This is a genomic window from Mesorhizobium sp. M0815 (assembly GCF_040319995.1).
Taxonomy (GTDB): domain Bacteria; phylum Pseudomonadota; class Alphaproteobacteria; order Rhizobiales; family Rhizobiaceae; genus Mesorhizobium.
In genome coordinates this window covers 1-12,937 of sequence record NZ_JAMYOU010000027.1, presented here as the reverse complement: position 1 = coordinate 12,937, position 12,937 = coordinate 1, and the positions used below count along the sequence as shown (strand labels likewise).

At 57.7% G+C, this 12,937-nt stretch carries 12 protein-coding genes and 5 pseudogenes; 10 read left to right on the top strand and 7 right to left on the bottom strand.

Annotated features, from left to right (window positions below):
• Positions 1-550: 550 nt before the first annotated feature.
• Positions 551-1,267, bottom strand: coding sequence for a tyrosine-type recombinase/integrase (locus NKI01_RS24290; RefSeq protein WP_352964993.1), 717 nt, complete (start codon positions 1,265-1,267; stop codon positions 551-553).
• Between the two features lie 83 nt (positions 1,268-1,350).
• On the opposite strand from NKI01_RS24290, the gene NKI01_RS24285 reads away from it, so the two are divergent.
• Positions 1,351-1,743, top strand: coding sequence for a hypothetical protein (locus NKI01_RS24285; protein WP_352964990.1), 393 nt, complete (start codon positions 1,351-1,353; stop codon positions 1,741-1,743).
• Here NKI01_RS24285 and NKI01_RS24280 read toward each other — a convergent pair.
• Both NKI01_RS24280 and NKI01_RS24275 read right to left on the bottom strand, forming a co-directional pair.
• Positions 1,740-1,991, bottom strand: coding sequence for a helix-turn-helix domain-containing protein (locus NKI01_RS24280; protein WP_023718689.1), 252 nt, complete (start codon positions 1,989-1,991; stop codon positions 1,740-1,742). The genes NKI01_RS24285 and NKI01_RS24280 overlap by 4 nt on opposite strands.
• 66 nt (positions 1,992-2,057) lie before the next feature.
• On the bottom strand, positions 2,058-2,309 hold the full coding sequence (locus NKI01_RS24275; protein ID WP_031193920.1) for a hypothetical protein: 252 nt from the start codon (positions 2,307-2,309) through the stop codon (positions 2,058-2,060).
• 538 nt (positions 2,310-2,847) lie between these two features.
• On the opposite strand from NKI01_RS24275, the gene NKI01_RS24270 reads away from it, so the two are divergent.
• The 4 genes and pseudogenes from NKI01_RS24270 to NKI01_RS24245 all read left to right on the top strand — a co-directional run.
• A complete protein-coding gene (locus tag NKI01_RS24270) occupies positions 2,848-3,417 on the top strand; it encodes an SDR family NAD(P)-dependent oxidoreductase (RefSeq protein WP_352965004.1) in 570 nt (189 codons plus the stop codon).
• 289 nt (positions 3,418-3,706) lie between these two features.
• On the top strand, positions 3,707-3,829 hold the full coding sequence (locus tag NKI01_RS24255; protein ID WP_352495923.1) for a hypothetical protein: 123 nt from the start codon (positions 3,707-3,709) through the stop codon (positions 3,827-3,829).
• Between the two features lie 262 nt (positions 3,830-4,091).
• A pseudogene (locus NKI01_RS24250) lies at positions 4,092-5,288 on the top strand (IS256 family transposase).
• A gap of 69 nt (positions 5,289-5,357) precedes the next feature.
• Positions 5,358-5,458: pseudogene (locus tag NKI01_RS24245) on the top strand (IS630 family transposase); the annotation flags it as partial.
• Between the two features lie 670 nt (positions 5,459-6,128).
• Here NKI01_RS24245 and NKI01_RS24240 read toward each other — a convergent pair.
• Complete coding sequence (locus NKI01_RS24240) at positions 6,129-6,974, bottom strand: LuxR family transcriptional regulator (RefSeq protein ID WP_352964988.1); 846 nt, start codon at positions 6,972-6,974, stop codon at positions 6,129-6,131.
• A 395-nt stretch (positions 6,975-7,369) separates the two neighbouring features.
• On the opposite strand from NKI01_RS24240, the gene NKI01_RS24235 reads away from it, so the two are divergent.
• The 4 genes and pseudogenes from NKI01_RS24235 to NKI01_RS24220 all read left to right on the top strand — a co-directional run.
• Positions 7,370-7,714: a hypothetical protein gene (locus tag NKI01_RS24235; protein ID WP_352964986.1), complete on the top strand. Its 345-nt coding sequence runs from the start codon at positions 7,370-7,372 to the stop codon at positions 7,712-7,714.
• 575 nt (positions 7,715-8,289) lie between these two features.
• Positions 8,290-8,691: a helix-turn-helix domain-containing protein gene (locus tag NKI01_RS24230; RefSeq protein ID WP_352964983.1), complete on the top strand. Its 402-nt coding sequence runs from the start codon at positions 8,290-8,292 to the stop codon at positions 8,689-8,691.
• A 22-nt stretch (positions 8,692-8,713) separates the two neighbouring features.
• Positions 8,714-9,037 carry a transposase gene (locus NKI01_RS24225; RefSeq protein WP_352965002.1) on the top strand — a complete coding sequence of 108 codons (324 nt, stop codon included), beginning with the start codon at positions 8,714-8,716 and terminating at the stop codon, positions 9,035-9,037.
• A gap of 328 nt (positions 9,038-9,365) precedes the next feature.
• Positions 9,366-10,022, top strand: a pseudogene (locus tag NKI01_RS24220) (transposase); the annotation flags it as partial.
• 59 nt (positions 10,023-10,081) lie between these two features.
• On the opposite strand, the pseudogene NKI01_RS24215 reads toward NKI01_RS24220, so the two are convergent.
• Positions 10,082-10,153 (bottom strand): annotated as a pseudogene (locus NKI01_RS24215) (GNAT family N-acetyltransferase); the annotation flags it as partial.
• Between the two features lie 28 nt (positions 10,154-10,181).
• Positions 10,182-10,460, bottom strand: a complete 279-nt coding sequence (locus NKI01_RS24210) for a hypothetical protein (RefSeq protein WP_352964981.1) — start codon at positions 10,458-10,460, stop codon at positions 10,182-10,184.
• A 323-nt stretch (positions 10,461-10,783) separates the two neighbouring features.
• On the opposite strand from NKI01_RS24210, the gene ectB reads away from it, so the two are divergent.
• The gene (gene ectB / locus NKI01_RS24205) at positions 10,784-12,058 is read left to right on the top strand and encodes a diaminobutyrate--2-oxoglutarate transaminase (RefSeq protein ID WP_352964979.1); all 1,275 of its coding nucleotides are present in this window, start codon (positions 10,784-10,786) and stop codon (positions 12,056-12,058) included.
• An 83-nt stretch (positions 12,059-12,141) separates the two neighbouring features.
• Here the strand turns inward: ectB and NKI01_RS24200 are convergent.
• Positions 12,142-12,741, bottom strand: a pseudogene (locus NKI01_RS24200) (IS630 family transposase); the annotation flags it as partial.
• Positions 12,742-12,937 lie beyond the last annotated feature (196 nt).

The window sequence follows — 12,937 nt, the reverse complement described above, 5'->3', positions numbered from 1 at the left end:
CAGACGGTCGTTGGTGCTGGTAGCACTGAAGAACCCCTTTCGAGACGCAAATGCCGCACGCAAATGTCTCGAAAGGGTCACACTAGAGACTTTTGTACCACCTATTGCATGTCTGCTATCGCTTTCTGGGCGCGAGAAGCGGCCGGTCCTCTGACGGCCCCATAACAGGACATTGATGTCTTCGCGCTGAGCGTCAGCAGTTGGCTCTACCGCGACCTTTCTCAGGAAGGCTGCACACCGACGCGATCTTCCTTTCACCTTGCGCAAACCTCCCTTCCGAGTGAGGCGTTCAGTGCGTCGGCTTGGTGGACTGAGGCACTTCTGAGTGGGACAACAACATTGAAAAATATTGGAAAAGATTTGAATGCTCTGAAGTCCCACTGATCTCTTACCAATTGATTTTTATGGCTTTCTGAATACCCTCCGGGCCCACCATAACTATTGATTTTATTGAGGAAAATACGCCTCGGCCCAAAACGTTTTTGGGCCTATTATGGGCCCAAAAAAGGGCGGCCGATGTGCCACCCTCCGCTTGGTCGGGTTGATTCACTCATTTGATGACGCGCAGAGGTATCCGTTGCTTCATGGCGTCGCGTTTGGCTTCCCGCTCGTTGATGGCGCGGGCGATATCGACAGCCATCCGTTTCTTATTGGCCTCTCGCACATAGTGGTCTGTTACCGTCATTGAAGAATGCCCCATCGCCTCCATGATAGCGCGGGCTTGGATGTTGCATTCGGCGAGATACGTGCCGAAGGTACGGCGCAGCCCGTGCAGGGTGTAGCCCTCCGGGATGCCGGCCTGCTTGTTCCAAGGTGCCATCATGCCAGTGAGGCTCTTTTTGGAGAACGGACGCCCATAGGCGTGCTTCAATACCGTCCCACCCTTAGAGCGATCTAATGGCACTAAAGCTTGCGCCAGCTTGTCCACAACAGGGATGAACATCTCGCGCCCGCCATGACGGTTGCGATTTTTCTGCTGTCGGAAGTCGAAGGCTTCGATTGTTTCCAAGGAGCCATCGAACAATTCGATCTCCTCGAGGACCAAATCGTCCCATTCCAGTGAGGCGATATCGCCGCGTCGGTTCCCGAGCCAGAAACCGAGCGCATAGCAGGTGCGCGGCGCTGATCCGATTGGATGGTGCGCCTCGAACTTTTCACGAATGGCGATCGGCCAGGCGGGATTGGCAGTCGATTTTGGAATGCGGACGCGGATCGACAGCGAGGGATCGTCCTGCGGCTTGATCCATTTCTCAACTTCGATCGCCACTCATAGGAGCTTCTTGATTGCCACCAGCAGGTGCTTGGCAACCGTCCGGTTGGTGGCAAAGACATTTCGATAATCGCACGCAAATGGTCGGCATCGAGATGTTCCACCGGCGTGTTGCGCCAAGTCAGCGGATAGGCAGGATCGACCTGCATCTGAAGGAAGCGCTCAATAAGCCGGGCATTCTTCTGCTGCGTCGCTTCGTCGAAGTCCAGCCATTCCATCGTCGCTTCAAGTCGGCGCGCAGCATGACCAAATGTCTTTGGCAACGCCAGACCGGGCAAGTCAATGATGACGGCCTTTTGACCTTGGCCTTGCGTTGCCTGTTCATAGGCGGCTTCGAACTCAGGATCGCCTGGTCTGCCAGGAAGCCGAATTTCGGGCATTCCTTTGCCGCGATAGCGATAGACGAGCTTTCCGTTCTTGATGCGCGACGAAACGCCGGGGTAGCGGACATCTTTGAATGGTCTGGCCATTAGATCTCACTTTGAGTTTTCCGCTGCCGTTGCTTCACAGGCGAGGAATCCTCCAGCATTGCCTGAAGCGAAAGGGTCTTGCTTTCTATAGCAACGCGCAGAAGTACCGGGTAAGGGAAGCCCCGACCTTGCTCTATACCTTCAAGAGTGCGTTTCGGTATTCCCAAGACGTTGGCTGCACTCTCGGCGGTGAATCCTCCCTTCGCCCGCCAGGCTTTCACTTCTCGCGCGAGCTTTTCATTGTCGTTCACATCATCTCATCCGCTCAGGCGGTGACTGTACTACGCCTGCAGCGTATACGCAATGTGCGTAGTTGCTTATCTCCTTGTCGGCTCTCGTTTGCTCCGCTCCAATAGTTGTTGCAGACCATTGTCTTTGTCTGGCAGGGCGGAGAAAGCGATATCGAGCGCCACACGATCCCAGATCGCGCGACTGTTGACGTGCTTAGGCCTCGGCATGCGGCCGTCAGCAACCATGTCGTCGAATAGTGTCGATCCGACACCGACATAGCGCGCTGCTTCCTCACGAGAGAGGCCGCGGGGTGGGTACGAAAGCGTGTCACTCTTCATAGACGCGGCCTCGACAACGTCGGCATCGAAACAGCACAACGATATCAAATCCAGACGGTTGACTGTTTCGACAAGCCTCAGTCCCGATAAACGGGGCCATATTGCAGTCGGCACAACAAATCCACATCCCGCACCATCCGGTAATGAAGAGATCGTGTTGCCCTAGATAAGAGATGTTGCGTGGTGCGGAAGCTGCCTCGCCGGCTCGTTCGGGAAAGGCGAGTAGCGACCTGCAAATCGGACAGGGTAAGATGCGGCAGAATGTTCCGGTGCAGATGTCGGGGGTTCAAGTCGCTAGACCGCTACATCGCGACACCCACTATCGAGGATGCCTTCTTCTACTATTGGCGTCACGCCACTTAGCCGCAAGTCCCGATTCTTGAGGACCAGGAGTTTTGGCCTAAGCCTGGTGCCTTTGAAGCGCTCACCCACGCAGAAAGCATATTGGAAAGTAGAGGTAAGTAATAAAGCTGATAATTTCACAAAAGTGATGCCAGGATTATATATTGTTTGCACTGATTGATAATGCAATGCTGGCATTCTGTCGAACCACAAAATGGCAGATACCTCGATCGAGGAATGGCGAAGGGTCAACATAGTCAACGTAGAAGCCGCATTCCTTCTCGCCCAGATATTTCTTCCAGGGATGCGCTCGAAACGGTGGGGTCGGGTGATCAATATTTCCTCCTATGCCGCCAAAAGCGGAGGCTTGACCGCAGGGACGGCGTATTCAGTTTCGAAGAGCGCGATGATCGGGCTGACCTTTTCAATTGCCCGCGAGACCGCTGGCCAGGGCGTGACCTCGAATGCAATTGCGCCCGCCTACGTAATGTCGCCGATGGTTTCCGAACAGCTCAACGACGAACAGCGCGCGGCCCAGCTTGCTCAAATCCCGGTCGGGAGATTTTGCGAACCTCAAGAAGTCGCCCACACCGTTTCATTCCTCGCGTCTCCTCTAGCCGGTTTCATCACGGGCGAGGTTATCGATATGAACGGTGGTCTCCATTTCGAACTGAGCTGCATACAATGGAAAATCGTCTTTCTCACGCCAATTTGGCGCTCGCATCAGCCGGTGTCCAAATTCCTCGGTACGATCGACGGAGTGTGACGCCCGGAATCGTGCATCTCGGTATCGGCAACTGGCACAGGGCCCATCAGGCAATCTATACGGATGATTGCCTGGCCGCGGGACAACTCGATTGGGGCATGATTGCAGCCTGCTCCGGAGTTCGGACACGCGGGACGCGCTTGCTCCCCAAGATGGTTTGTACACAGTTGTCAGTCGTCAAGATGAACAGACGAGCCTTCGGATAGTCGGTTCTATCGGCCATATTCTTGTCGCACCGGCGGGCCCCGCTCAGCTGCTGGAGGCGCTTTTGGACCCGCGGATCAGGATCGTGACTTTGACAGTCACCGAGAAGGGCTACACGGTCATCTCGGGCGGCGGCTCCGGCCACGAGCCGGCCCATGCCGGTTTTGACGGTACGACGGCTTCACTGTTGCCCGCAGCCGCCCGGTAGTTTGTTCGCGTCTGCTTGGCGGGCCTGCGTCACGCCCCGCCGTCCAGTGGGCTATCGAGTTCGTGCCTTCAAGACGCGTTAACTAGAAGCTGAACGTCTGCACGACGCGGGTCGCGTCCCCACAGGTGGTGTAGCTCGGCGGTAGCCGCTCGCGGGCGCGCCCTCGATAGCGCTGTAGCGAGCGAGCGGCTTTGCGGTGGTCATCGACAGTTCGCCGGTAAGGTCGGGTTGCTGACACCAACCTGATTCGAAGGAACCATCGATGACCGACGACATGATGAACCTGCGCGCGCTCGTGGAGAAGACTCCGGATTCCGATCTCTTGCGCGAGATGATCGGCTTTGCCGCCGAGCGGCTGATGGAGCTGGAGGTTGGCGCCGCCACCGGCGCCGCCTATGGCGAGAAGAGCCCGTTGCGCACGGCCCAGCGCAACGGCTATCGCGAGCGCGACTGGGACACGCGCGCCGGCACCGTCGAGCTGCGCATCCCCAAGCTCAGGAAGGGCTCCTACTTCCCCGGTTTCCTCGAACCGCGCCGCATGGCCGAGAAGGCGCTGACCGCCGTCATCCAGGAGGCCTACGTCCAGGGGATCTCGACCCGCTCGGTCGACGACCTGGTCAAGGCCATGGGCATGAGCGGCATCTCCAAAAAGCCAGGTCAGCCGGCTGTGCGAAGAGATCGACGGCAAGGTCAAAGCGTTCCTTGAAAGTCCCATCGAGGGCGACTGGCCATATCTGTGGATCGACGCCACCTACCTGAAGGTGCGCCGCGGCGGCCGCATCGTCTCGGTCGTCGTCATCATCGCTGTCGGCGTCAACGCGGACGCGCGAGGTGCTGGGCATGGAGGTCGGCACGTCTGAGGCCGAGCCGATCTGGACGGAGTTCCTGCGCAAGCTGACCCGCCGTGGCCTGCGCGGCGTCAAGCTCGTCGTCTCCGATGCCCATGAAGGTATCAAGGCGGCCGTCACCAAGGTGCTGTGCGCGACATGGCAGAGGTGCCGCGTCCACTTCATGAGGAACGTGCTGGCCCATGCCGGCAAGAGCGGGCGCCGCGTCGTCTCGGCTTTCATCGCCACCGCCTTCGCCCAGGAAACCCCCGGGGCCGCAAGCACGCAATGGCGCGCCGTCGCCGACCAGATCCGGCCGAAGGTGCCGAAGCTGGCGACAATCATGGACGACGCCGAGCCCGACGTGCTTGCCTACATGACTTTCCCAAGGAGCACCGCGCCAAGCTGCACTCGACCAACCCGATCGAGCGCCTCAACGGCGAGATCAAGCGGCGCACCGAGGTCGTCGGCATCTTCCCAAATGATGACGCCATCGTGCGCATTGGTTGGCGCAATCCTGCTCGAACAGAACGATGAATGGGCCGTGCAGCGCGCCAGAGTATATGACCCTGGAAACGATCAGCCAGATGAGCGCTGATCCCCTGATCAGCCTGCCAGCCGTGGCGCGCTGATCAGCCCGGCCCATGCCCGAGAGCACGGCCACCAATGCCGCCAGCTACACCACTCCAGTGGGCACGATTCAGGCGGCGGCCCGGTTCGGGGTTGGGATAGCGACTGCGATCGTTGGATCGCGCGCGCCAAGATCGGCGAGCGAATGCCTCAACCGCAGGGTTGGCGGCGGGGTTAACGTGCCGTTCCCTCCACCGGCATTACTCGGCTTCAAGGGTATTATGACCCTGTCCGATACCCGCCGGCACCGCCGCTCTTTGGGTGCGTTGAGACCGCTACCCTCATGCCGAGCGGGTCTCCCCCGTTACCGCATCACCCTTCCGACGTGCCGTGCCCACTACCCCGGCGGATCGAACGGGTGCACATCTCGATTACTTCCCCGTTCACGCGGCCTTCCCCGAAATTCAGGGGGTCGGCATCCGCATGGTCACTTTCGAGGCCTGCTCAGGCTTCACTCGCATTAGCATAGGATTGCTCAACCGCCCAAGGCGGCCTTTGCCACGAGGCTCCGACCCGGCCAGTTACCCGACCGAACCGCTCGTCAGCTACCAGACCAATCGACTACTATTTGGGTGGAACCTTCCTCCACTGGCGATACGCGCCACCGGGCCGCACTGAATAGGACGGGCTAGTGGCTCATGGCTGGCGCAGTGACCGCGATCTCTCGATAGTCGCCAAGGTTCTTGCCCATTTAATCCAGCCACCGCCCCGAAGATGCAGGTGAAGAAAAAGTCTCGGCCCAACCAGTGTCACAAGTCTCAATTTTCTGTAAGAATCCGCGCTTCTTGCCCGTCTTGGCAGGCAGATCGTGACGCAGGCATGACGTCTTTGGATGTCGCTTTTTACAATTCGATAATTCCGAGTTCTACGGCTTTTATGGCAGCGACGGTTCTGCGACCAACATCAAATTTTTGCTTTATGTTTTTTATATGAAAATTCACAGTATTCACCGATATACCTAAAATCTTTCCGATTTCCCACGACGATTTACCTCTCGCCGCCCACAAAATACACTCCCTCTCTCTTAGAGAAAGTTTAGGAACTTCCCCGACGCCACTCGAATTCTCGAACTGCGCGACCCTCAGGTGGAAATGAAACGCCGCAAGTTGCAAGTAGGTGACTGTTCTATTTTGGAACTCACGGTCCCAGGGTTGAGCAAAGCTCATGATCGCAAGGCTGCCATGGGGGCCGTGCAATGGAACGCTAATGCCTGATCTTAACCCGAACGTCGCAGCCTCATCGAAAACGCGCCGTTCGTCTTCAGTCGTGCTTGCGTCATTGTATACGTCACTCCATCGAAAGGCGCCGGCCCGCTTTCGACCGGTCTTGATGATGGGGTCTATCCTGTCATAGCCCATTTTGAAATAGCGCTCCTGCCATTCATCAGGATAGTTCAGCAGGACCGCCGGATCGCGTCGCACCGACTTTAAAAATCTTTGGTCGGGTGTAAGAGAGCCGTAGGCGATCCACGGACAATCAAAATTCAGGGTAAAAGCAGATAACAGGTCGAACAACTGCTCGGCTTGAGCAATACCATCAGTATGGTCGAGAAATCGGTCGAAATCGACCGCAAACGCCTCCATGGCTGCCTTCGGGAAATGCACCGACGAGACAACGGAAAATTGGTCGGACACTCTCGGTGCCAGTCCTTGAAGTTGAGAGACCGCAGTTATCGGCGGGCGCTCCATGGTCTTTCCTCCGCAGCCATTTGCTGGATGTTGTCACTGTTGCACAGTGCACAAAGCTACCGGCCCTGTAAGCCTGCGGCTCTGCGGGCCGTTATCGGCAGGCCGGCATCGCCCAAGCTCTATCACGTCACCGCAACGCATAACGCTATTTTAAGTTAAGAGTAGGTTACGCGAGCTTTCCTTAAAGTTTAACGTCGTAATAAATGTTCAATGTCTAAAATGTTTCGTCAGCGGACTTCGAGGATCATATCAACATCTGCGGGCGTTCTCCAGACTAGTCAATTAGCCGGCGTGCCGCCGCTAAGAGGCCGTTTTGAAAATCGGCTTGTTGGGGTTTCGTCTGAGGCTGGGTATGATTCAAGTCGTGGATGTGGACAAAGCAGAGCCGTGGCCGGATGGCCCAGTTTGCCAAGAAGACCAATCGCCGGGGGGAGCTCTTCTTCACGGTCGCCGTCGGCTATGTGAAAATGGGCCCTGACAAGATCGAAATGGATCCCGACCTGCGCGTGCGCGAGGCGATTGGCTTGGTCTTCAGCCGCTTTGCCGAAATGCAAAGCATCCATCAGGTCTTCTTATCGCTTCACAGTGACCAGATCGCGCTTCCGTACATCAACCCCAGGATCTCGGGACAGCAGCAGGTGCTGTGGAAGCTTCCGGTCTACACGACGGTGAGCAACCTTCTCACCAATCCTGTTTATGCCGGTGCTTACGCTTTGGCCGAACCGGAAGTCGGACGATAATCGAGAATGGCCGCAAGCGAATCGTGCGCGGCCGACGCCAAGATCGCTTAGATTGGGCAGTCTTGCTCGTTGATCATCACGAAGGCTATTTGTCCTGGGCAGACTTTGAAAGGAACCAACGGCTGATCGCTGACAATGCCAACGGGGCCAGATCGAATTGGCGCTCGAACAGGCGGGATATGAGGCCACCAGGGCGGGCCGACAATATGACACGGTCGACCCCGAGAATCGTCTGGTTGCTGGCGAACTCGAGCGGCGGTGGAATCGGGCCCTCACGAGCGTACGCGCACTTGAGGAAGAACTGGAGGCTCTGCTCCGGCCAGCGACCGACAGCTTTGAGCGACGAGGAGCTCAGCGCCTATTGCAAATGGGTGCCGATCTGGAGGCCGCCTGGCATCATCCGGCGACCACTGCCGTCACGCGTAAGCGTATCGTCCGGGTCGTGTTGCGCGAGGTCTGGCACAGGTGAGGATGTCCAGATTCATTTGCTGTTGCATTGGCAGGGGGGCGATCATACCCGCCGGACGGTGGGAAAGAACCGACGGGGTCAAACGCGGTGGTCCGTCGAGCCTGAGATGGTGGAGCTGATCTGCGCCTGTGCACGACTGATGCCGGACAAGGCCATTGCCGGACTACTCAACGGGGCAGGAAAGCGGACAGGTCGATCGAATGGATGGACGCAGTCGCGCGTGCGGGGCTTCCGCAACACGCACGACATCGCGGTCTACAAGGATGGCGGATTGGCCGCGCGCGGCGAAGTCACGTTGACTGAAGCCGCCGGGATGCTCAATCTGAGCTCCGCGACGGTCCTTCGCCGGATTCGTGCCGGCATCATCCCCGCCGAGCAAAATTGCAACGCACCTTGGGTCATCAAAAGACAGGATATCGAACAGTCGCATCTGATCGAGCACGCCGACACGTGCCCCAACGGGTCGCCTTCATCAAATCTGGATCAAAAGACCTTTGTCTTTCAATGACGTAGCGAGATGGCATTATGACGTGGGACCAGGAGCGGATGTCGCGCTGTCGTTCAAATCCGGCATCGATGATCCGGCTCGCTTCCGACGCTCACGCTATGTCGGGCCGCATTTCGGGCTCACGCCGCGGCGATACTCTTCCGGAGAGGTCGATCTATCTGGTCACATTAGCAAGATGGGCGACCGGCACGTCCGACATATGCTCTACGTCGCCGCCCAGATCACTTTAAGGCGCGACCAGGGGCTCTGGTCGTCCATGAAAGCATGGGCGATGAATGTTGCGAAGAAGCGTGGCTTGGCAAAGGCGCGTATAGGATTGCAGTCACGTTGCACAAAATGTGGCTAACCGGAGAGCCGTTCCGCTGGCAAAGGCCAGCAGCTGCGGCAGTGTAATTTACGAACGCGACCTCACGCCTCTGCAACAGCCGAGGTCCCGGCAAGGGACGGGTGAAGGTGAGAGCGACCGTCCGTTTGGTGCGCCGTCGGCCGGCCAAGGAACGCTGCCAATAAGATAGCTCCGCCTCCGCTCACAGATGACACCATCCTGTGTCGGTCATGCGCCGAGCACGAAGAGAAGACTGTTCCAATGCCGGGCCATCTCGACAGTTCGCGGATCACTTCGATGGGGCCAAAAATGGCTTGACCGCCTACGCTTGACAAACGCCGGGACCGAGAAGACCGACCGCAATAACGCCCGCGCGCTGGCGCAGATCATGCGCACTGGCTGGTATCGGCAGGTGTCAAGAGCAGGCAGTGCCGGCTGTGGCGTTCGCTGCTGGTTGCCCGCCGCACGGTGCTGAACGAGAAGCGTTCGATCGAGAACGTAGTGCGGGCGATCCTGCGCGAGGCTGGCGTCAAGCTGGGCCTGCCGTCGCGCAGCGCGTTTGCCGGCCGCGTGCGTGAGTTGACAGGCACTGACGCCGAGGTGATGGCAATAGTCGAGCCGCTGCTTGCAATCCTCGGTTTCATGTTGAAAGAGTTCGCCCGCCTGACGAAGCGACGAAGCAGGTTCTCAACATCGTCCGCAATGAAGAAATCTGCCGGCGGCTGAAGAGCGCGCCGGCGTCGGGCCGATCCCCGCGCTCGCCTCCGCCCCACGATCGACCGGCCTGAGCGGTTCGGCTCGTCACAGGCGGTGGGGGGGCATCTGGGACTGACGCCGGCACGCTACCAGTCCGGCGAAACCGACATCCAGGGAAAGGTCAGCCGATGCGGCGACGAACTTGCACGCACGGCACTTTATGAGGCGGCCCACACTGCTGGTGCGATCGAAGAAGTGGCGTTCTGATCGGAACCGACTTGCGAATATGGGTGTAGCCCGAGCGTTCGGCAACTTCTCATAAAGCGCGATCGCCGTGGCGTTGTCCGTTTGCGTCTGCCAGTACACGCACGATGATCCAGCAGTTGCCGCCGCTGCACAGACATGGGCGATCAGTGCCCGGCCGTAACCTTTGCCGCGCACCGTGGCCGCGACAAATAGATCCTGTAAATTAAAAGGAATCGCTGAGGCTCCGCGTCGAGCGGCGGAAGATGTAGTGCACGAAGCCCACCGCCTCACCGCCAGCTAAGGCCAGCGCACCATGCATCGGTTCGGCTTCGTTCAAGAGGAGTGCCCAGGTGCGATCATGTACGGTGGCATCAAGTGTGAACCCGTTGAAGTCGAGATATTGTACCCACAGCGCGCGCCATTGCGCTTGGTCGTCGTCTTGCAGATCATTACGTTCCTCGATCCCATCGATTTTGCAGGATGTGTTGCCATCATAACGCAAGCAAACGCTTGGCCGCTCGATTGAATATGAAATCGGACTTGTCTGCCAAAGTGGGGAGTTCGCCCGCACGGGCATGAGGTGCAACTACACTGTTTTCTCTTGCTCGTTTCCCTTGCTCGGAATTGGGTGAGTACTAAAGAATGGCCAGTGATGGAACCTACCATCCTGGGTAGGCGCACGGGCCGAGGTTGCCGTTTAAAACCGAGGAGCCACCGCCAGAGTTCCTATAAGCGGCTGGCTTACGAACATAGACCGAGATAGTACCGATTAATTCAAGAGTATGGCGCGGTGCTCTAGAGACATAGTCTGGTTGAGGAAAGAACATGCATCAAGATAATAGCTCAAACTCGCTATTTGCCTTCGAAAAACTCGAATCTAACGTGCGGTCATATTCGAGATCCTTTCCTGTTGTGTTCAGGAAAGCTGCTGGTGCCATTCTCGAGGACGAGAATGGTTTCGAGTTTATCGATTTTCTCTCCGGCGCGGGCGTCCTCAACTACGGTCACAACGATCCCGATTTCCTAAACGATGCAATGAAATACTTAAAGTCGAACGGGATCATCCATGGGTTAGACATGGCCACAACAGCCAAACGAGAGTTTATGGAGTGTTTTGACGCGACAATATTGGAGCCACGTGGTCTGACACATAAGTTTCAGTTTCCCGGTCCAACCGGCGCCAATGCTGTGGAAGCCGCTTTGAAACTCGCACGTAAGGTCACTGGTCGGCACAGTATAATTTCATTCACGAACGGGTTTCATGGGGTGAGCCTGGGCGCGCTTGCTGCAACAGGTAGTCGATACTACCGAGATGCGGCAGGTCTTCCTGCATCCGGCGCAGTGTTCATGCCCTATGACGGGTATTTGGGAGCCGATAACGACACTTCGGAATATCTGGACAAGGTGCTTGCTGATGCAAGCAGTGGCGTCGATATACCGGCAGCCATCATTCTGGAAACCGTCCAAGGCGAGGGGGGCATCAAACCAGCGAGCAAGGACTGGCTGCAGTCGACCGAGCGGCTTTGCAGAAAGAACGGCATCCTCCTGATTGTTGATGACATTCAAGCAGGTTGTGGACGAACGGGCAATTTCTTCAGTTTCGAGTTTGCAGATTTATCGCCGGATATCATTGTTTTGTCGAAGTCCCTCAGTGGCTGTGGACTGCCGCTGTCCCTTTTGCTGCTCAAACCCGAACTGGACGTTTGGCGGCCCGGTGAACACAACGGGACTTTCAGAGGCAACAACCTTGCGTTTGTGACCGGGACTGCTGCGTTGCGAAAGTATTGGACGAATGAAAAGCTGTCTGAGGGTGTTGCGGAAACAGGAAACATCATGAGCGACCGCCTTCGGCAGGTCGCTCAAAGCGGCCGGGATCAAGGCCTTTTGGTGCGCGGAAGGGGCATGATGCTGGGGCTTGATTGCAATACCGGTAAACTGGCCGAGAGAATCGTCCGCAAGGCCTTTGAGGATGGGCTTGTGGTGGAGCGATGCGGCGCGGAGGACCAAGTTATCAAGCTTCTTCCTCCTTTGACGATTGACGGGCAGACGCTTCAACGCGGTCTGGACATTTTGGACAGTTCTGTACGCGCAAGCGCCTAAAGCGGATCGGGCCTGTGATGATGGCGAGGCCAAGCGCGAGGACATCAACCCAAACACACTCCTAAATTAGGAGCAGACTCGACTTACTCAGGGTCATAACCGGCTGCCTCGAAATAATGCCTGCATTCCTCGGCTGTGAAGACTGCGAGGCAGTTGGCCACGACCGACCAGAGTTCGTCGATGGTTCGGGCTGCAGCCTTTCTCAGGAGGGCCTTGGGTTCGAGAAAGCCATCTCGATCGGGTTGAAGTCAGGCGGAGTATGGCAGGAACAGGAGCCGCGCGCCAACCTTCTCGATCGCCTCGCGCACGCTGCTGATCTTGTGGGCCGGCAGATTGTCCATGACCACGATGTCGCCGGGGCGAAGCTCGGGTGCGAGAACCTGCTCCGCATAGGCGAGGAAGGCAGAACCATTCATAGGGCCATCGAGCAGCATCGGTGCCGCCATGCCGTTCAACCGCAGGCCGGCCGTGAAGGTGGTGGTCTTCCAATGGCCGTGAGGAACGGCCGCCCGGCATCGTTCGCCGCGCAGGCTGCGTCCGCGCAGCCGCGCCATCTTTGTGGATGCCGTGGTCTCGTCGATGAAGATCAGCCTCTCGGGGTCGAGATCGAGCTGGCCATCGAACCAGGCTCTGCGGCGGCGCAGGACATCGGGGCGCTGCTGTTCGGCGGCGTGCGCCGTCTTTTATAGAACGTGATGCCGCGACGGTCGAGGAACAGCCAGACCGTGGTGTCAAGCGAAGTGAGGATTTGACCCCTTGGGCGAAACGAAGAACTGACCCCCTCATTGTTTTGCGGTTTCGTTGGTGTCCAGCGTCGTTACCGGCATATGGAAAAGGGCGGGAACCAGCGTTTAGCGAAGCCCGGTAGTGTAAACCCGG